Below are 19,802 nucleotides of genomic sequence, written 5' to 3'. Positions count from 1 at the left end.
CTCAGCCCTTGGTAGCGCGCTGCAGGGGGCCGTTGCGCCATTCCTTGCGGCGACGCCAGGCACCGGTCCACTGCTCCGCCGCCTCGCGATGCTTGGGCGATACCGTCGCGGCAAGGCGATAGACGAACGAGCGCCAGCCTGCCCAGAACAGCGTCATCGCCTTGCCATAGCCCTTCCAGCCGCGCGGGAAGTAACGCTCGATCATGCCTATGCGGCTGCCGAGCACATAGACGATCTTGTTGGCGAAGACCTTGGTGCTGCGTCCGCCGAAGTGGACGATGGTCGCCTCGGGCGTCATGCGCGGACGGGCACCGCGTTCGCGCGCACGGGCGCACAGGTCGGCTTCCTCGCCATACATGAAGAAGGTGCGGTCAAACCCGCCGAGTTCGTCCCAGAACGCCTTCTCGATCAGGAAGAACGAGCCCTGGATGATGTCGACCTCGCGCTCGCTGTCACGGTCCCAGCCGCCGTAGCCTTCGGGGTTGAACAGCGCCGCGTTCTTGGCCGCCTTGGCAAGTCCGGTCGCCATGCAGGTGACGCTCCACGGCGTGATCCGGCCCCAGCAGGAGGTGGGATTGAGCGTGTGGTCCTCGAATAAGGTGCGCCCGCCCCATATCTTCGCCTCGGGCCGCCTCTGCGCAAAGGCCAGAAGCTTGTCGATCGCGCGGTCGAGCACCAGCGTATCGGTGTTGAGCAGCAGGACATAGCGCCCGCGCGCCCGCTCGACCGAGATGTTGGTGGCGATGGCAAAGCCGTGGTTCTCGGTCTCGGCCATGAGCACGACTTGCGGGAACACGGCCGCAATTGCCTCGGCCGAACCGTCGTGCGAGCCATTGTCGACCACGATAACTTCGAACGGCACCTCGCGGGTCTGTTCGTAGACCGTGCGCAGGCAATCGAGCGTCATCTCGCGGGTGTTCCAGTTCACCAGCATGATCGAGACGAGCGGCGGGTCGCCGGGTTTCCCGTTGGTGATGGTGATGTCGTGTGCGGCTTGCGTCATGGGGATCGGCCTGCCGTTCAGTTCTTGCCGAGGAACTTGTCGGGCAGCGAGCCTGCATCGGGATCGCTGGCCCTGAGCGCGCGCTCGCGCTCGTCGGCATCGTCGAAGCGGCCGTAGTGCCCGACCCTGGCGTCGGAGCGGATGACCTTGGCGGGGTTGCCCGCGACGATGGAATTGGGCGGCACGTCGCGCGTCACGATGCTGCCAGCGCCGATCACGCAATTGTCGCCGATGGTGACGCCGGGGAGGATCATGCTGCGCCCGCCGATGAAGCAGTTCTTCCCGATCCGCGTGTGCAGATAAAGCCCGCGCGTGCGGTCATGCGAGAGGATGCGGGATTCAAAGGCGAGGTAGGTATATTCGCCGACATGGATTCCTTTCGGAAATGTCATGTCCAGTTTGGCGGTAAGCGACATCTGCACCGTGGGATGGATGTCCATTCCGAAGACACGGATGAACATGGAGCGGCGCGCATTGACGAGGACATTGCGCAGGCCGGACAGCTTGTTAAGGTTCATCTTTGCCCCAAAACATTGATTTTCATGGATAACATCAGAAAGGCCCGAGGCATGCTCACGATCCTGGTTGCAGAGCTTGGCGAACGTTCCACTACAGCCGGGCTCCCTGCATCAGAATGCGTAAACCGATCCTTGTTGCACTGCACGCGCCTTGTTGCGCCTATGTGATTCCACGGATATGGTTTGCACTGCAACACGCGGGTTGTCCAGTTTTCGCGAGGAAAATCGTCCGCGTCGTTCCTGCCCAGGACCGGGAAATTCATGACCGATTTTGCCGACACGATAGCCTTGCGCAGCAACGGACTGGCTGGGCAGAAGCCGACGCTGGGTGCCATCCTTGAAGGGGCCGATGCGCGGCGCAACGCGTTCGACACCATTCGCCTGCTCGCTGCGATGTCAGTCATCGTGTCGCATTCGTTCCTCGTCACTTCCGGATCGAATGCGATCGAGCCTCTTTACCGGCTGACTTCCGGGCAGACGAGCATCGGCGGCTTGGCAGTCGGCGTATTCTTCACGATCAGCGGCATGTTCATCGCCGCCAGCTTCGACCGATCATCGAGCGCGTTCGAATTCGCACGCAAGCGTGCCTTGCGCATCATGCCCGCCCTCATTGTAGTGATCGCGCTTTCGGCTCTTGTCCTCGGCCCGCTCAAGACCGCGCTGCCTTTGGGAGACTACTTCGGCTCACGCGCGACATGGGCCTATTTCGCAAATGCGGCATTCCTGCCCAACAGCCAGATGCTGCCCGGGGTCTTTGCCGACCACACCGTGCCCTTTGTCAACGGCAGCATCTGGACGCTGAAGTTCGAGGTCATGTGCTACGCGTTCACCGCCTTCGTCATGATGACCGGACGGTTCAAGAGCCCGCTGGTGCTGGCCGCGTGGTTGATGAGCTTCGTCATCTCGCTGCTGTTCCCCGCCGCGGAACAGGCGACCGGCGCGATGTACTACGTGGTCATGAGCGCCAAACTGTTCCGCTTCTTCGGCGCTGGCGCGGTGCTCTACCTCTATCGGCACAAGGTGCCCATCCATGGCGGGCTTGCAGCGGCCGGGCTTGCCCTCACCGCGCTCGCCACGGTCAGCCCTTGGTTTCTCGAGACGGCGGCGCTGTTCGGATCCTATACCGTGATCGTGTTCGGCTATCGCGCTCCCGGCTGGTTCCGCCAGCTGACCGAGCGCGGCGACATTTCCTATGGCGTCTATGTCTATGGCTGGCCGATGCAGCAGCTGGTCTGGCCGATCGGGGACGGCCACCCGATGCATTGGGCGATCAACACCGCGATTGCGCTGCCGCTGGCCATGCTGGCAGGCCTTGGCTCATGGCTGCTGGTGGAAAAGCCCGCGCTGAGGTTTAAGGGGTTGCAACGCCCGGCCCCTGCTCGCCCTGCCTGACGACTGGACTTTTCGATGCAAAGACTGAGCGGCGAAACGATTGCCGAGCGACTGAATGGCAGCAAGGCGCGGGTCAACGCGTTCGATTCGCTGCGCCTCGTTGCCGCGCTGACCGTGATCTGGTCGCACTCCTATCTGCTGACCTCGGGCAACTATGACCGCGAGCCGCTGTACTGGGCGAGTTCGGGCCAGCTTACCCTGGGCAGCCTCTCCGTCGGCGTGTTCTTCGTCATCAGCGGGCTGTTCATCTCCGCCAGTTTCGACCGGTCGAAGAGCGTGCGCGAGTTCGTCAGGAACCGCGCGCTCAGAATCATGCCCGCGCTGGTCGTGGTCATTGCGCTGCTGTCGCTGGTGATCGGGCCGTTCCTGACGACGGTGCCGCTCGACGCCTATTTCGGCAATGCCGAGACATGGGTGTTCTTCCGCAACATCGTGTTCCTGCCGATGGCACTGCATCTGCCGGGCGTGTTCAAGGACCACACGATCCAGACGGTGAACGAGAGCATCTGGACTCTGAAGTTCGAGATCGCGTGCTACGCGATCGCCGCCGTCACGCTGATGGTCAGAAGGTGGACAAGGCCGGTCGTCGTGGCAGGGTGGCTGCTGAGCTTCCTGATCGTGCGCTACTGGCCCAATGCCAACGGCGTGAGCGGCGCGGAGTACTACATCGTTGCGATTGCCCGCATGTTCCGGTTCTTCGGCGCGGGGATGCTGATCTATCTCTATCGCGAGAGGATCGTGCTTTCGCCTTGGCTGGCACTGGCCTCGGCCGTGGTGCCACTGGCGTTCCTCGGGACGTCATGGTTCGTGGAGGCAACTGCCTTCTTCGGGTCGTACAGCGTCATCGCTTTCGGCTATCTCGCGCCCCAGCGTTTCCGTAATCTGGCAGAACGCGGAGACGTATCCTATGGGGTCTATATCTACGGGTGGCCGATCCAGCAGATGCTCTGGCCGATCGCTCAGGGACAGGCGAATGCTTGGCTGGTCAACACGTTGCTGGCATTGCCGCTGGCCTACCTGATGGGTTGGGTATCGTGGCTGCTGGTGGAAAAGCCGTTCCTTGCCCGGAAGAAGGTCAGCTCCGTGAAGCCGTCGCAGGCCGCGCCGTCAGCAGCATGAGGCCCGATCAGACCGAGTGTGAACCGAACTTTCTGCGCAGACGAAGCGCCGGTCGGGCGAGAGCCTGATAGCTCAGGTGTGCGATCAGGAACGTCAGCGCGATACCCGCCGGAATGGCGATGACGCGAACGGACAGGCCAGCCGAGCGCAGATCCAGACCGAAGTGTTCGTACACTCGCAGAACCTCGCCATGCCAGAGATAGGCGCCGTAGGACAGGAGGCCGCCGATCTGGATGACCCGGTTATCGAGCAGAGGCATCAGGAAGCTGCGCTCCGTGGTGAGATAACAGTGCTCTTCGACCGCAAACGACCACAAGTGGCCCCAATGCGGCTGTTAGCGCTCTTTGAAAGGCAGCTTGTCCACCATACCTGCCGCCACACCAACCAGCATCACAAGCCATGCCATATCTGCGCCCCAAGGCGCGGAGGTCAGCAGGAACACGTACGCGACAGACAGAGAAATGCAGACTCCGGTCGCCATCCGGCGATTCGTGTAAGAACCGTACTCTGGTCCTTGCCTAGACCTGCCAAGCCGCAGGATGGTGCCAAATACACCAATCACCATCAGGGCCATGCTAGGCACTCCATACCTCATGGCATGCAGCAGCCAATAGTTATCGACGCTATCTGTGTGCATCCACGAAGGGCGCTCGTAGGTTGCGAAAAAACCTATGCCAGCCCACGGTGACTTTGCCACAGCTGCCGAACCGTACTCCCAGATTGCCAAGCGGAAATAGCCGGTAGCCGGATTAAGCGCACCATATCGAATGATAAACCGAAGCAAACCGCCCTGCGAAAGCATTTCTATCGACACGCAAGCCAAGAAAATCCCCAGAAGTACGGGACCCCAGCCCATCTTAAGGCGCTTTTGTATGAAGTCGTAAATGCCGAAGCCGATGCCGGAGGCGATAGCCACGATGCCTGCCGAGCTCCATCCGAAGATGCCACCAATGCAACCGATGACACCCATCCAGCGGCGCTTGGGCAAATCGGCCGCGATGAATAACGGAGCCAACGAGCCGAAGAAAATTCCCGCGGCGATGGGATGCATGAACGGCCCCGTTGCCCGGAGCAAACCCAACCGAATTTCGTACATTCGTGCAAGCGCAGCAGCGGGCGATCTGCCAGTTATGGCCCCGACAAAAGGTCGCAACAAATACCTGTGAGAAATGCTCTCGATGGCCATCAGAGCTGCAATTGCGATCACAAGCGGGCTGACGCGGTAGAGAAACCGTCGAACATCAAGCGCCGAGCGGAAAAAAATGCGGCCTGCGAGATAGGCCAGCATCATGTCCATCATATTGGAGCCGCCGGTCTTGAATGCGACATCCGTTTCGTAATGAACGCCCGTTGATATGAACATCAATGTTGCGGACGCGAACATGCATAGGTCGAGAAAGCCGATCCGGATAGGTTCGCGCCCGACGCGGATCATCATCACAGGTAGCGATGCGAAAAGCGTCAAGCGATATGGATAAAGCTGGAAGCCACCAAGATCAATGCGCGCTTCAGGCGTCAGCAAGATCGAAGCGAAAATCAGGACCGGAACCCAGTCGGCCTTGGCCAGAATGAGGCGGGTCATCTCCTTGCGGTGCTGTGCCCATGCCTCGCGCCTGTCCCGCATGCTCGGGCGACCGGCGGGGTCTGGTCTTGGGCTTGCTGAAATGGTCCGCGCTGGAGTCATCCGTCACCTATAGAGCGTCTGCCACCGGCTGGCTACCGGCCCCCGTACGGGGATCGGATAGCCAGCCTCGGCGACGAAATGTCATTCGCGCGAGGGCCTCAATCCGCTTTCGCGGACGAAGAGACCATGCGCTGCACTGCAGGCGGTGCCCAGTCCTTCCAGAAGTGCTGCGCGCGCACCTTCCAGTCGGTCTTGTCGGGCGAACCCGGGCGCTCCTTGAACACCGTGGTGCGCTTCGGCAGGTTGGCCACGCCTTCAGGCGGCGCAGTGTAGTAGTAGGTCGCGATCGAGCGGCGCGAGCGCTCGGGCGGGCAGGCCAGCGGATCGGGGTGGCCGTGGAAGCTGTCGAGGTCGGTGTTGAACAGCACCGCGCGGCCGATCAGCGGGGCGACCTTTTCGGTGCAGCCCTTCATCTCGCGGTCCCACAGCTCGAGGTGGCCGCCCCAGGACTCGTCCCAGTCGTCGTTGAGGTAGATCAGCAGGTTGAGGCGGCGCTGCAGCTTCATCTTGTTGTGGATGTTGAAGTCTGCATGAACGCCAAGGTGGCCGCCGCGCTTGGTCTCGTGCAGGCCGCCACCGAGGTAGTAGGGGTCGGCGATCAGGCCCTTGATCCCGGTCATGCTCGACAGGAACGAGAGGAACGCCTGGCTGTTCAGCTCGGCGAGCAGATTGCGCACGCGCGGGCCGCATTCCTGCGGGTGGTACTGGTACTTGTACCGCTCCTGATCGCGGTCGAAGAATTCGTGGCCATCGCTCGAAGGGAACTCGGCCAGGACCTCGTGCAGGACGGACTTGGGGACGAAATCGTCGATCGCGATGTGCGGAAAGGGCTGGGCCGACTGGTAGCGCTCGGCCAGCTGCTTGCCGGCTTCGGTGCACTCGGCCTCGTCGAACGCGTAAAGTCCCCCGCGGTCATGAAGTTCAAGGACGCTCATGTTGTGTGCCTCATAGGATTCAGGGTCTGAGGGATCGAGCTCAGGGTATTGGACTTGTCGCCCCGGAACAAGGCTTTGCTGCACTGCGGCGTAAGCAAATGCGTCATTCCGGAATTCACTTCCATCGCGCCATGACCGCCGAGGCCCCCGCATTGAGCCAGTTGCGGGCAGGGATCTCGAACCAGCGATGCGCGGCCCATGCCAGCAGCGTCACGCCGGTCATGCCTACGGCCAGCAGGCCGATCTCTCCGGCAAGGCCGACGTCGAGATGGTCTTTCAACACAAGCCCGAACAGGGCGATGCCGAAGGGGAAGTGCAGCATGTAGACCGAGTAGGAGACCTCGCCGAGCAGGACCGCAAAGTCGGTCTTCATCGGTTTGAGCAGCCCGCAACGCTCCGCATCGGCGCAGGCGAGGATCACCACGCCCAATTCCAACACGACGAGGCAGAAGGGCAACTCCAGGGCAACTCCGGCAAGCACGGCGGCAACTCCGGCGAGCAGAAGCAGGGCAGAGCCTGTGCGTCCGGCACTCCACGAGGTGCCCAGCCGATAGAGCGCCACGCCGTAGAGAAAGTCCGGAATGATGCGCAGGACGCCGATGTTCCATGTCATTTCGAACACTTCGCGATGCGCGGCCTTCTCCATGCCCAAGGAATAAAGCAAAATCAGCAGGATAACCCCTGCCAGCGCCACTGCAGGTCGCTTGCCCGCGCGGTGGAGGCCGTAGGTGAACAGCGGGAACATCAGATAAGCGAACAATTCCGCGCTGATAGACCATGACGGCGCGTTGAAATGCAGTCCGTCCGAGCCGCCCCAGGCGTGGATCAGGAGGAGCTGGGCCATCACCTCGCGCGGCACCTCGCCTGAGCCGAGCGCGAAGAATTCGTCGGGAATCCAGGGACCTGCGAACGTCAGGTGGTAGCGGTGCGCGATCACGCCGAAAGCGATCATCGCCACCAGCGTCAGCACGTGCATCGGGTAGATGCGGGCGATGCGGCGGCTGACGAAATTCCAGTAGTCCAGCCGTCCCTCAGCCTGCCGGGCGAGATACACGTGGCACAGGATAAACCCCGACAGGACAAAGAAAAAGTCAACGCCGAGGAACCCCTCGCGGACCAGCGGTGCGTTGCGCAGAAGGGATTCGGGAAAGTAGCTCGTCCAGTGGAACAGCACGACCCAGATCGCCGCGAGATAGCGCAGCGAGGTGAGCGAGCGGATGTCCGCCGGATAGGGCGCTTTCACTTCCACGGCTGGACGAATTCGATCTGGATGCCGCGGGTCGAGACCGGGTGGATGAAGTTGCACCAGAAATCGCCCGCGCCCTTGATCGGCGCGGGTTCGAGCAGACGCAAGTCATTGGCCTCGCACCACTTGGCGACTTCGGCAAAGTCCTCGATCTCGTAGGCAAAGTGATGGACGCCGCCGATACCCTTGTTGAACTTGAGCAGCGGGCCCTCGTCAGCCACGACAAGTTCGACCGCCGTGCCGCCATCGCCGGGCGTGGCGAAGATGCACCAGCAGTGCCAAGGGTCTACGTAACCACGATAATCTTCCACGAGGCCGAACAGCTTCATGTGCGCCTCGGCGTCCTCGATCGAGGGCATGACGACACCGACGTGGTGGAGTTTGTAGCGGCTGAACATGGTCATTTTCCTTGCTTTTCCGCTTTACCCAACAAGCCCTGACCGGCGATGAAATCGGCAAGCGCCGAGGTCGCCTGCACCGCGCCGCGACGGTTGAGATGGCCGTAGTCCGAGTACCAGTCCGAGTGGTCGGACAGAAACTTTTCCTGAAGGACCGGCCCGATGGCCTCATAAAACGACTGGTCCTGCAGCGGCATCGGGTAGTGGTAGATCGGCGCGTAGAGGAAGGCGATGCGCACGCCTTTGGCGCGGGCAAGTTCGGCAATCTCGGTGGTGTAGAAGCGCTCACCGGCGAACTCGATGTCGGCGGCGGATTCTGGCAGGACTGGCGGGGTGATCGATTCTGCGCGTTCGCGGGCCGGGCCGATAAGATCCTTGGCGGGGATCACGGAGTCACGGTCGACGAAGTTGCCGGTCGGGCTCTTGAAGCTGGCAGTGGTGTCGTAGCCGGTACCGAAATAACCCTCGCGGCGCCATTGCGGCGACAGACCAAACGCGGCGGGGAACTGCGTCTGCACGAACAGCGACATCTGGCGGAAGGGAACCTGCGCGAGGTCCTTGAGGTAATCGCGGTTGATCAGCACCGGCGCTTCGGCGATGTCCTCTGGCTCGGCGATGTTGCGGAAGGCGGGGTGCCCGTCACGCGGCATCTGTTCGATGGCCGAGAGGACGATCAGCTTCACTTCCGGGCGGTGTTCGAGCAGGTTACGGACGATCGCATAGTGCGCGTTGCGCCCTTCCTGCGGCATCGAGAAATTTGCGACGTGGACCGGTTTCCCGAGCTTCTGCGACAGTTCCTGTTGAAGCTGCGGCGCGCTGACAGAGGCTTGCAGGCGCGAGTTGCCGACGATGGCGACGTCTACCGGCGTAGGATCGAAGGCAATGCGCTCGTAGCCCCAGACGGCGGGGAACTGGATCGTCTTGGCCAGCTGCTGATAGCGGATATAGGGATCGTGCGGCAGCAGCGTCGTGCCGAAGCAGAGCGCGAGGAAGGTGGCAAGGACCAGCGCGATCTGCGGCGAGGACCGTGGTGATGGCATTTCCGGTGCTGAAGCTTCAGGGCTCACGGGCGACACCATCAGAAGTTGAAGTAGATGAACTTGGCGGTGCCTCGCATGATGAAGGCAAAGCCGAGGAACAGGGTGACGCCAGTCAGGATCGCCCAGCCGGGAGTCATTTTCCAGACCAGCCTGTCGCCCGCCGGATCAAGCTTGCGCCAGCGCTTGGACCATTCGAGTACAGGTTCGAAGCGGTCCATGATCTGGTTGGAATTGGGCATGACGAACAGCGAGGCGTAGATCAGCCCGACGATCACGAAGGCAGCCCCAGTGCCGAGCGGCCATTCCGGCGAGGCGACCAGGAAGCCGTCCCCTGCCCCGACCATGGCAGCAAACATGCGGTTGGCCGCGGCCATCGTCGGCTGGCCGAAAGGAATGATCGAGAGCACAAAGGCCAGCGTAGTGGCGAGGCGCGAGAGCGCGACCTTCCAGAACGCGCGTGGCCCCTTGCGGCCCTTGCGGGCCTTGCGCCGGATCGCGGTCCATGTTTCGTTGACCGACATGTAGGTGCCCTGCATCAGGCCGAACACGACGAAGGGCCAGCCCGCACCGTGCCATACCCCGACGATCAGCATCGAGATCATCGTCGGCGCGACGACCGAAAGCGCGTGCGTGCCCCACTTGCCATAACCGCCCATCGCTGCGCGGCGGGCGAGCGGGATCGAGATCGGCTGGAAGACGTAAGCCTGAATCCAGCGGCCAAGCGTGACGTGCCAGCGCCGCCAGATTTCGACCACGCTCTGCGAGCGCAGCGGCGAGTGGAAGTTCAAGGGCAGGATCAGCCCGAACATCCGCGCCGTGCCGATGGCCATGTCGGAATAGCCGGAGAAATCGAAATAGACCTGGCCGGTATAGGCGAAGGCCGAAAGCCAGGTGTCGAGGAAGCCGAGCGGTCCGCCCCCTCGGGCAGCCTCAAACGCTGGCGAGGCGTAAAGCGCCAGCGTGTCGGCGATGACCGTCTTCTTGAACAGGCCGATGGCGAAGAGGGCAAGGCCGATCTGGATGGCAGGCGCGACCGTGCCGCGTGCCATGCGTTCGCGCAAATGCGGCACGATCTCGGCATACTGGGTGATCGGCCCTGCCAGAATTTGCGGGAAGAACAGGACGAAGCTCGCGTAATCGAGCGGCTTGCCTGCACCCTGCCGCCCGCGGCTGACTTCGACGAGGAAGCCGATCTGCTGGAAGGTGAAGAACGAGATGCCGAGAGGCAACGCGATATGTTCGACCCGCAGTGTGCCACCGGCCAGACTCGTCCAGATGTCTGCGAGGAAATTGAGATACTTGAAGTAGCCGAGGAAGACGATGTTGGCCGTCACCGCAAGCAGCAGCAGGACGTGCTGGCGTGCCGGCGTGGTCGCAGTCTTCTCGATGATCAGCGCGGCGACATAGTTGAGCACGATGGAGCCGAGCAGCAGCGGCAGGAGCTTCGCCCCGCCCCAGGCATAGAACACCAGCGTGGCCGCGATCAGCAGGACCTGCCGGAACACCGTGCCGAGCCGCGCCGCGAGCCCGTGATAGGCCAGCAGCAGCAGCGGCAGGAAAACCAGAATGTATTCGACGGAGTTGAACTGCACCTTGCCCCCCGCGCCCTATCAGGCGGGTTCGGCAATGACCGAACAGGTCACCGCAATCTTGCGCTTGAGCGCCTTGGGCAGCGGCAGCGCCTGCGTGGTGTGCGAGGCGATCTCCAGCGTGCGGAAACCGCCGTCCTCGAGCAGCTTGATCACGTCTGCCGGATCGCGGAACAGCTGGAGGTGATCCGGCATCGGTGCGTTCAGCGGCACGTTGACGAAGAGGTAGCCGCCCTTGGCCACGGCATTGCGAAGCTTCTGCAGCGCGTCAACCGGGTCTTCGAGGTGTTCGAGCAGGTGGCTGAGGATGATCAGGTCGAACTTCTCGGCGTCGGGCTCGACCTTGTGCATGTCCTGGATGGCGTAGCGCGCGCGGTCAGCCGTGCCGAGCGATTCGAGGGCGTGGCGGGTTTGGGCCAGCGAGATCTCGCTGATGTCCCATGCCACGGCTTCGGCCATGCCGAGTTCGACCAGCGTCAGATAGATCAGCAAGCCGTGGCCCGAGCCGACTTCCATGACCTTGCCGCCGGGCTTGACGCGCGCGGCGAGGCGCTGGCGGAAGAAGTGCAGGCTGGAGACGTGCATGTACCACAGCACGTGACTGTAGAGCAGGCCGTGCATGTAGCGTTCCATGAACGCATCGTCGGAATAGACGTTGGCGTTGGTCTCGGCGAAGGTCGAGTAACGGTAGGCGTCGGTGCGGGCGAAGTTGATCTCTTCTTCGCGGATCTGTTCGCAGAGCCAGACATAGTCCTTGGCGACCTGTTCTTCGCGGCCCGCAGCAAGGCGCAGCACGACATCGGCCATGGCTTCGCTGGTATCGAGCAGATCGGGCGTGCGCGACTTGAAGCTGGTGAGCAGGAAGCTCTCGTGCTCGGGCCAGACATCGACCACGAGTTGCACAAGCTTCTGCAGTGCGGGACGGCCTTCGAGAAGTTGCTGGAACTCGGTGTTCATCAGGAAGTCTCGTCCTTCATCGGGTCTGGCTGGCACAAGATCAGGCGGGAACGGTCTGGCTGTCGGCCTTGGCCTCGATCTGCATGGGCAGGTCGGGCGCATTGTATTCGGCGAGGTCCAGCGTCCACAGCGTACCCCCACCTTCACGTTCGCCGGTCTGGGTAAAGCCGAGCTTTTCGAAGTGCTTTTCGACGAGCACGTTCTTCGGCGTCGGGATGTATTCGCCGGTCAGGCGCGTGGCGCCTGCTGCCTGGGCAGCGGCTGCGACGTGAGCAAGGACGGCCTCTTCGACGCGGCGGCCGAGGACGCGGCAGCTCATCAGCCAGGTGTCGCAGTGCCATGATTCGGCAGCGCGATCGAAGATCACGACCGAGATCATGCCGTTGTCGCCGAAGCGGTCAACCAGGCGGACCTGCATGGTGAACTTGTCGGGATCGGCCTGAATCGCGGCGACATCGGCTTCGGTGTAGCGGCGCGTGGTCAGGTTGAACTGGTTCGACTTGTTGATCAGCTGCGCAATGCGCGCACGGCCAAGATCGTCGAACGGCGCGATGGTGCATTCCATGTCGAGCGAGGCGAGATACTCGTCAAGATTGCCGACCTTTTGCAGGGCCGAGGCGCGCTGGGCGTTGGCCTGATACATGTCGGCGCGCTTGCGGTCCTCGTCGTTGAAGGCGACGGCCTCGAAGTATCCGGCGAGCGAGAGCAGGCGGACGTAATCGGAAGGTTCATCGCCCACTTCGGGGACGGCGACTTCGGGCAGTTCCTGCCGCACGCGCTCGCGCTCGGCCGGGTTGTCATCGAGGAAGACGAGCGCGTCGGTGCCGATGTTGAGCGCCTGGGCGATGGCCTTGAGGTTGGTGGCCTTGTCGGTCCAGTTGGCGACGAAGACGGAGATGTGGTCTTCCTTCAGCACCATCTCGTCATGTTCGCGGAACGGGATGAGCGCGGCGGCTTCCTCGTTCTTGGAGCAGACCGCGAGGATAATGCCGCGACGGCGCAGATCGAGCGCGAGCGACTGGACGGCAAGGTGCGCCTCGCCCTTGGCCGAGCCTTGGCCGAGCTTGATGCCATCGACGCCATCGTCACCGATGATCCCGCCCCACAGGGTGTTGTCGAGATCGAGCACGAGGCACTTGCGCGACAGCCCGCGCGCCGAGGCGAGCAGGCGACAGAGGTGATCGGCGTAGAGCGGCACCGCGTCCAATGCGCAGGGCAGCTTGGCATCGTGCCAGCGCAGCGGATCGTGCCAGCGGGCAAGGCCCACGGTTTCAGCCAGCGCGGCCATGTCGAGCAGGAGATCGGCGTCGTCGGCCACCTCTTCGGCGAGGCGCTGGTTGAAGCGCGCGATCAGCCAGCGGACCGAGCCGGGGACACGGGCGTCGTAGCTGCCGAACAGGCTTTCGGCAGGGGTGGCCAGCGTGTGGAGGACAACGCCTGCGCCGATGTTGTTGCGCACGCCATCGCGCAGCGAGGCGACATAATCGAGCGCTGACTGGACCGCTTCGTGCGCGGCGGCGGCTTCGAACTGCGGGCGGGCAAGGCCGAGGGCTGCTGCATCCAATGCGAGCAGCACGAAATCGGGCTTGGCCTGCGCGAGCGACGAGGCGGGATCGAGCACGGCCTGGGCCAGCTGGCCGTAATCGGTCTGCACCGTATCGACGAGCAGACCGTGGCGCAGCGCGGTGGCTGGCAGGGATTCGGTCACCAGATCGACAGTGTGCGTTGCAGCAACGCCCAACAGCACCGGGCGCAAACGGCCTTCGGCGCGCAAGGCATCGCGGCGGGCATCGACGATCTTGCCGAGCGAACCCAGCTGCGAGAGGTCGAGCCCATAAGCGGCAAGCGAGACGAGATCTGCGGTGGAGACCGCCTCGGCGGACTTCAGGCTGCGGACACGGGTGCGGAAATCGCCCGGAGCCGGAAGCAACCAGGGCAGGGAAAGCACATCGGCCATTATCGTGCGGCCCTGTTCAAGTGGTGCCCCACGCCCGCGATCACGCGAGCTTTTGCTCGATCAGGTCCACCATCTGCCCGACGTTGTCGAGGCTTTCGATCTCGCTGTTGGACAAGCGGAAACCGAACGCCTTTTCCAACGCGACCATGAAGCGGATGTTGGACAGGCTGTCCCACTCCTCGACATCGGCGGCGCTGAGTTCGTCGGTGTATTCCAGCTCATCAAGGTCGAAGACGTCGATCATGATTTCGGTCAGCTGCTCGATGATTGCGGAACGTTCCATCTGATCCTTCTTCGTCCTGTATGCCCGCTTTGCCTACCTTGGCTGCAAAACGAGTCACCACATAAAGAGATACGCATATGTGCATAGTGCCGTTCGGCGACATTCGCAACTGCAGCATGAATGACATCGCTGCGATGTGACGGCACGCACACTGCCACAATCTCAAGCATTTGGCGGTGAAATCTTGCTGAAACACCCACTCGGGCGCGCGTGCGAACACGAGTGAAGAATCAACTTTCCTACAAAACAGCAGCCATGATAGCGCAATGTTCCTCTTATGTTCTTATTCGGGAGCTCATCATGGTGGACGATATCTTTGCCAACGCGGCCAACAGCCTCACCTCGCCCGCCGAGGACTGCTTCGTTATCCAGCCAAGCGACCAGAACGACCTGCCCAAGGTCACCAAGGCGATCTTCGTCGGACAGGGCGGCGACGTTCGGCTGCTGCCGCTGCGCGGGTCGACCCCGGTGACCTTCTTCAACCTGGCGTCGGGATCGGTGCTGGATGTACGCGCGCGGGCGGTATTGGCGGCCGGGACGACGGCACTCGACATGGTGGGCCTGGTCTGATGGCGGGGTTCGGCTACGGCTTCGGCCGGATGGCGCGAAGGCGCGGGCGCCGGGACAACGCGATGGCGATAGCCAAGCTGCGCCCCTCGGCGGCGTGGAGCGGTGTGGCCGGAAGCGGCTTTGCCAGCGTTCCGACCGATCCGGTGCGGACAACGGCCAAGCCCGCGATGCGGCTGCTCGTACCCCCGGACCAGTACTTTGCCAGCGGGCTTGTTGTTGGCGTGATCGCCGGGGCCAATGACAATGGCTCGTTGCGCCAGACGATGGGGCTTGCGGGACTGGTGGTGCACTATGAAGGCACCGCGGTCACGGTGACCGAGCCGACATACCGCACCTATCGCGATGCCAACGGGGTGAAGCGGACCTGCTTTGGCTGGTGGGCGCAGCTCGTGCATGATGGCCGGACGGGGGACGCCAACGTCTATTTCGAGGCGATCCCGCGTGATCCAACGATGCAGCGCAGGGTCATGGGGCCGTACCGGTTCTATCCGGCGGCGCAGGAGTTCGACCGGTCGGTGACGGTAGAGCCATCGCAGACGCTGGTAGCGGGCAGCCGGTACCCGAGCGTGGCGCAGGCGCTGGCTTACCTCGCCTCGGTTGGCGCCGACAATCCGCTGATCACGATCAAGGGCGGCGGCACGATCGACATCGGACAGGGTCCGACAACCACCTATCAGGGCAAGGGCTACTGCACGATCGTGGCCGACCAGCCAACGGTCATCGCGAAGCCTTCGCTCACCACCGACGCCGCGGCCACCATTCGCACGCGCTACGACGGCATGCGCTTTCGCGGGTCCAACATTACGATAGACGCGCGCTGGATCTCGAACATCTACCAGGAGAACGCGAGCGGGCGGCAGCACTGGCTCGACGGAATCACGCTGATCAATTCCGCCGGGCGAGACGCGCCGTGGCGCAATGCCCCGCGCAAGCTTTCGCAGATCGTACGCAACGCCGCATGGTTCACAGAGTGCACCACCGACGGGCTGCCCAACGTTGCCAACGGCGCGAGCCTCGTGCGCGGCTGCACGTTCCGCAATGGTTATCACGACATCGTCAGCGATGCGGCCTGTGTGGTGCATACCAGCTCTTCGGACTGGGATGCGTCTTTCTGGCTCAACGACGTTCCGGCAATGAACGTCACCTATTCAGGGGCCGAAGCCACCGCCACGATCGAGCTGGCGGGAGCCAACGAAGCGGCATCGCGGACCTTTACCGCGCGGTGGGGCGCGAACAGTGCATCTTTCACCGTTGGTACCAGCGAAGCACAGCAGGCAAGCGGCAACTACCTTGTCAGCCATGTGGCGGCCTGGCTGAACGGGCTGGACGTGGGCTTTTCCGCCACGGTGCTGGACGACACCCGCCGCGCTGCAGCCTGTTCGGTAGCGGGTGCGAAAGGCGGCGCCTTCACTGCGCAGAACGTGAAGGGCACGACGCTGCAGATCGTGACGATGTTCGACGTGCACGGCGACTGGCACCAGCAGAACATCGGTCAGATCGCCGAGAACTGCGTGCTGGCCAACAACATCTCGACCGGGCTGGTGGCGCAGGACGTGTTCCTCACCGCGACCGGCGGCGCGCGCGACTTCCTCGTCTTCAACAACGCGTTCGAGAACAAGAAGCTTACCGGTCCGTACAACAACTTCACGGCGATCAGCAGCCAATTGGCTCACGCCAAGAGCCACGTCGTGGTGGCGCACAACAGCTTTGCTTCGCAGGCGCTCGCGCTCCGGGGGGACCAGTCCTTGGTGCCCGATGCCTGGTGCCTGATCGCCAACAATTCGTTCCGCGACATCAGCTGGGCGGGGACGCAGACGAACACTGGCATTGTTCGCGACAACCACCTGCAGGCCGGTGCCACCGGTGGTTCCATCGGCACCGGCACCTTTGGCGGCGGAACGCAGGAGCAGGTCTTCCGCAGCAGCGCGAGCGGCGACTTTACTGCCCGTAGCGCGCTGTTTGCCACGCAAAGGGCCCCCGTCCTGGCCTATGACCGAAGCGGCAAGACGCGCCCGGCGCTCGACGTGGCCGGGTCGGAAACCATGGAGGCGATCCCGGCGCTTCTTCCAACCGGGTCTCCGACCGGCTGCGTGCAGTTCCCGCCATTCAACCGGCAGTACGCGGGGCGCGGCGGCCATATTGCCTATCCATCAGCCGGACTCGCTACGCAACCGCTGCTGCGCTTCGACACGCCTGGGGCCTTCTTCATCATGTTGCAGGTTCCGCACGAGCGGACGAAGGTCAACCGCGAGACCCGCGTCTTCGGCAACGCCGTCAGCAATGGGGGGCAGACCTTCAGCCTTGTCCATCACGGCGATGATTACTTCGACACAACCCGGCATGACGAATTCCGCTGGCGCTCGAGAGGTACAGCCGGTGACATGATCGACCTTTCGGTCGATGTGCAGACGCGCGGAAGCCGCTGGCAACTGCTCGTCGTGACCAGCAATGGCAGCGGGGGCTATGCGATCGCAAGCTATAGCCCGGGCAGTGCCAAGATTGCCGGCGCAACTCAGGCGAGCACCACGGCGCAACTCAATCTGGTAAGCGGCACGCACGTCCTGCTGGGCGATGTGGCGAGCGTTGGCGGAACGCTCGACCCCATGGCAACGCCGATCGGGGCCTTCGATGGGGCCGTGGCGTTTCATGGCTTCGTCAACGGTACAGCGGGCAGTGATGCAATCTGGCAAGCCATTGCCGAGGGGGCTGACATCCAGACCAGCCTTGCCGGGGCCACCGCGTTCCCGCTGTTGCGCGACTATCGCGGGAAAAGCTCGGTTACTGCAGGACTCACTGCCTTTGCGACTGGCGACCCGACTGGGGCTGGCACAGTGTTCGGGACAGTCTCGCTCGGCGGCACCAGCAATCACCGACCGACCAAGTTCCTGAACTTCGATCGGCTTCCGGACGGATACGTGATCTGCCCGAAGGATGGCGCGGCCAGTGGCACGGTGACGCTGACAGGCACCAGCAGCGGGCTCAACGGAGCGCTCTATGCACGTGTGGTCTCTCCCGCCGGGGCGACACTTGTTGCACCGTTCGTAGTGGACGGGACTGGACCGACGATGACGGTTGCCGTTTCAGTACCGCCGTTTGCCGGCTGGGGGCATCTGGAACTGTGGAGCGAGAGCGATCCTGCGGTTGTCTATCGCATGAACAGCCGCATCGGCTGCGGACACAAGCTGAGCGTGATCGGCCAGAGCCAGTGCGACATCATGCTCTATGCCGGTGGCGTGACGCAGGCCCCTTCGGGGCGGACATCGTTCTGCGGCTACATCGGGTCGCGTTCCGACCCGGCGGATACCACGACCTCGCCGGTCAGGCGCTTCAGCACGGCGGGGCGACCGCAGCTGTTCGTGATCGAGCCGGAGATGACCAATGCGTTCAACGGACCGACCGCAATCGCCTCCCGGATCGAGCCTTTCTCGAACGGGCAGACGCTGTGCGTGATCGACACATGCATTCCCGGTACCAGCGCTCTCGACTGGATCCGTGATGCGACGACCAGCCGTCAGTGGGCGCTGGACGTGGAAGTGGCCGCGATGGCGGGCACCGACCGCGTGCCGATCTGGCAATGGTACACCGCCGACGCCGGCAGCTATCCCACGCTGCTTGATGGCGTGGTCCATGGCACGGGAACGATGTCGGGGAACTACCGCCTGTTCGACGGCACGCTCAACGCACCCGGCTACAAGCTGGGCATCTGCCTGCCGACCCGCGCGACGACGACCAACGCAGGGCCACTGACGGCGGATGACTTTGGCACCAACCGCAGTGGCGCGCAGGCCGGGCAACTGCAATGGGCAGCGGCCAATCCTGCGATCTGCGCGGTGGGTCCGGCAGTGACCGACATGGCGATCGACAACCTTGCGGCGGGAACGACGGTGGGACCCGACGCAAACCTTGGCGGGCCGCACGAGAGTCAGGTCCTGCCCGAGGGCGTGGTGCGGCTCGGCAGGCGCATTGGCGAGACCTATCTGCGCGCGCGGGGCATGAGTCCGTCACCTGGCAATGCGCGGCTCGACAAGGCAACCGTGGTCATGGCGCCGGGGCGCACCTCGCTGACGATCAGGGCGGTGCTGCCCAATGGCGGGGCCTTGCGCACGCAGGACGGACGTGCGGTGACGGGGTTCGAGTTCTCGACCAACGGGGGCACGACCTGGTCGCGCAGCGGGATCACCGCGACGATCACCGCGCCCGATACGGTGACACTCTCGTTGCAGAGCGGGGCCTGGCCTGCGGGTGCGCGGATCAGCTACTTGCGCGGCGGGCCGTTCAGCTACGGCACAGCCGAAGAGCTGAACGCGCACTACAAGGGCAGTCTCTACGACGGGTGCGAGGCCGATGGCGGACTTGGCTTCCCGGTGCTGGAACTGCCGGTCTCGGACGCGCTCGTCGTCTGACTTATAAGCCAGAGGCCCAGTTCGCGCTGGGCCTCTGGCGTCAGGTGGAGCGCGTCGTATTGCAGGTATGCGGCCTGCGGGTTGGGCAGGAACGCTGCAGCCGAATCGCGGAAGTCACTCGACGTGGCGTGGGCCACTTCCTTTGCGACAAGGCGGTACGGCGCGAGACGGCGGGCCATGGCGGCGCTGCCGACCGGGGGCGGCGCAAGGATCACCACGCGGGCGCCGGTTTCATGCAAGCGCTGGGAGAGTTGGGTAAGATTGCTGCGGTAGGTTTCCACCGGGACGCGCTTCTTTTCTGACAGCCAGCCGCGCGTTGCCGCATCATTGGTGCCGAGCATGACGAAGGCAAGCGCGACGCTTTTTTGGGGGAGCGGGCGCTGCAGCAAGTCAGCCACCGTTGCTCCGCCAAACGCATGTACCCTTATCGGAAGGTCCGACGGCAGTGCTTTGGCGAAGGCTGCGGGATAGGCGAAGGCTGACCCGCCGATCTTCGAACCGGCGGTGTTGCTGTCGCCGACGAACAGGATCACGCCTTGCTGCGGCAACGGAATCGGAGTGGAAGGCTCTGCCGCCAGCAGGTCCGGCAGGACCATGCGCGTGCCGCCGAAAGACCAGCGCGGTACTTCGCCGGTCCACGCAGCCGCGCCACCCGCCAGCGCCAGAACCACCGCCGCAAGGCCTGCGATCCGGCGCGCTCGCACGGGC

General features: G+C 63.4%; 17 protein-coding genes. 4 read left to right on the top strand and 13 right to left on the bottom strand.

Annotated features, from left to right (window positions below; all coding sequences use genetic code 11):
* Position 1 precedes the first annotated feature (1 nt).
* Positions 2–1,003 (bottom strand): glycosyltransferase family 2 protein, encoded by a 1,002-nt coding sequence (locus tag ACZ1JW_RS07910; RefSeq protein ID WP_465142575.1) that lies wholly within the window; start codon positions 1,001–1,003, stop codon positions 2–4.
* Between the two features lie 17 nt (positions 1,004–1,020).
* Entirely contained in the window at positions 1,021–1,521 is a 501-nt protein-coding gene (locus ACZ1JW_RS07905; protein WP_465142574.1) for an acyltransferase, read from the bottom strand.
* Positions 1,522–1,782: 261 nt separating this feature from the next.
* Between ACZ1JW_RS07905 and ACZ1JW_RS07900 the strand changes: the two genes are divergently transcribed.
* Together ACZ1JW_RS07900 and ACZ1JW_RS07895 are read left to right on the top strand one after the other, a co-directional pair.
* Entirely contained in the window at positions 1,783–2,913 is a 1,131-nt protein-coding gene (locus ACZ1JW_RS07900; protein ID WP_465142573.1) for an acyltransferase family protein, read from the top strand.
* 15 nt (positions 2,914–2,928) lie between these two features.
* Positions 2,929–4,032, top strand: coding sequence for an acyltransferase family protein (locus ACZ1JW_RS07895; protein WP_465142572.1), 1,104 nt, complete (start codon positions 2,929–2,931; stop codon positions 4,030–4,032).
* Positions 4,033–4,039: 7 nt separating this feature from the next.
* Here the strand turns inward: ACZ1JW_RS07895 and ACZ1JW_RS07890 are convergent, their stop codons facing one another.
* From ACZ1JW_RS07890 to ACZ1JW_RS07845, 10 genes are all read right to left on the bottom strand, one after another.
* Positions 4,040–4,291, bottom strand: a complete 252-nt coding sequence (locus ACZ1JW_RS07890) for a hypothetical protein (protein WP_465142571.1) — start codon at positions 4,289–4,291, stop codon at positions 4,040–4,042.
* 75 nt (positions 4,292–4,366) lie between these two features.
* A complete protein-coding gene (locus tag ACZ1JW_RS07885) occupies positions 4,367–5,614 on the bottom strand; it encodes a hypothetical protein (RefSeq protein ID WP_465142570.1) in 1,248 nt (415 codons plus the stop codon).
* Between the two features lie 200 nt (positions 5,615–5,814).
* Complete coding sequence (locus ACZ1JW_RS07880; RefSeq protein ID WP_465142569.1) at positions 5,815–6,651, bottom strand: 2OG-Fe(II) oxygenase; 837 nt, start codon at positions 6,649–6,651, stop codon at positions 5,815–5,817.
* A 115-nt stretch (positions 6,652–6,766) separates the two neighbouring features.
* On the bottom strand, positions 6,767–7,900 hold the full coding sequence (locus tag ACZ1JW_RS07875; RefSeq protein WP_465142568.1) for an acyltransferase family protein: 1,134 nt from the start codon (positions 7,898–7,900) through the stop codon (positions 6,767–6,769).
* Positions 7,891–8,295 (bottom strand): VOC family protein, encoded by a 405-nt coding sequence (locus tag ACZ1JW_RS07870; protein ID WP_465142567.1) that lies wholly within the window; start codon positions 8,293–8,295, stop codon positions 7,891–7,893. The genes ACZ1JW_RS07875 and ACZ1JW_RS07870 overlap by 10 nt, the downstream gene beginning before the upstream one ends.
* Positions 8,296–8,297: 2 nt before the next feature.
* Entirely contained in the window at positions 8,298–9,335 is a 1,038-nt protein-coding gene (locus ACZ1JW_RS07865; protein ID WP_465142566.1) for a hypothetical protein, read from the bottom strand.
* A gap of 38 nt (positions 9,336–9,373) precedes the next feature.
* Complete coding sequence (locus ACZ1JW_RS07860; protein ID WP_465142565.1) at positions 9,374–10,927, bottom strand: MBOAT family O-acyltransferase; 1,554 nt, start codon at positions 10,925–10,927, stop codon at positions 9,374–9,376.
* A gap of 18 nt (positions 10,928–10,945) precedes the next feature.
* On the bottom strand, positions 10,946–11,881 hold the full coding sequence (locus tag ACZ1JW_RS07855) for a class I SAM-dependent methyltransferase (RefSeq protein ID WP_465142564.1): 936 nt from the start codon (positions 11,879–11,881) through the stop codon (positions 10,946–10,948).
* Positions 11,882–11,921: 40 nt separating this feature from the next.
* Positions 11,922–13,838 (bottom strand): HAD-IIIC family phosphatase, encoded by a 1,917-nt coding sequence (locus tag ACZ1JW_RS07850; RefSeq protein WP_465142563.1) that lies wholly within the window; start codon positions 13,836–13,838, stop codon positions 11,922–11,924.
* 40 nt (positions 13,839–13,878) lie between these two features.
* A complete protein-coding gene (locus tag ACZ1JW_RS07845; RefSeq protein ID WP_465142562.1) occupies positions 13,879–14,121 on the bottom strand; it encodes an acyl carrier protein in 243 nt (80 codons plus the stop codon).
* 300 nt (positions 14,122–14,421) lie between these two features.
* Here ACZ1JW_RS07845 and ACZ1JW_RS07840 point away from each other — a divergent pair, with 300 nt between their 5' ends.
* Both ACZ1JW_RS07840 and ACZ1JW_RS07835 read left to right on the top strand, forming a co-directional pair.
* Positions 14,422–14,691: a spike base protein, RCAP_Rcc01079 family gene (locus tag ACZ1JW_RS07840; RefSeq protein WP_465142561.1), complete on the top strand. Its 270-nt coding sequence runs from the start codon at positions 14,422–14,424 to the stop codon at positions 14,689–14,691.
* The gene (locus tag ACZ1JW_RS07835) at positions 14,691–19,094 is read left to right on the top strand and encodes a hypothetical protein (RefSeq protein ID WP_465142560.1); all 4,404 of its coding nucleotides are present in this window, start codon (positions 14,691–14,693) and stop codon (positions 19,092–19,094) included. Before ACZ1JW_RS07840 ends, ACZ1JW_RS07835 begins: the two co-directional genes overlap by 1 nt.
* Here ACZ1JW_RS07835 and ACZ1JW_RS07830 read toward each other — a convergent pair.
* Entirely contained in the window at positions 19,016–19,798 is a 783-nt protein-coding gene (locus ACZ1JW_RS07830; protein WP_465142559.1) for an SGNH/GDSL hydrolase family protein, read from the bottom strand. The two genes, ACZ1JW_RS07835 and ACZ1JW_RS07830, sit on opposite strands and share 79 nt — an antisense overlap.
* Positions 19,799–19,802: the final 4 nt, after the last annotated feature.

Source organism: Novosphingobium sp. BL-A-28-Hi1-0D (genome assembly GCF_055521755.1).
Note: the sequence above shows the minus strand (reverse complement) of the source record. Positions and strands in the feature narration are given on the sequence as shown.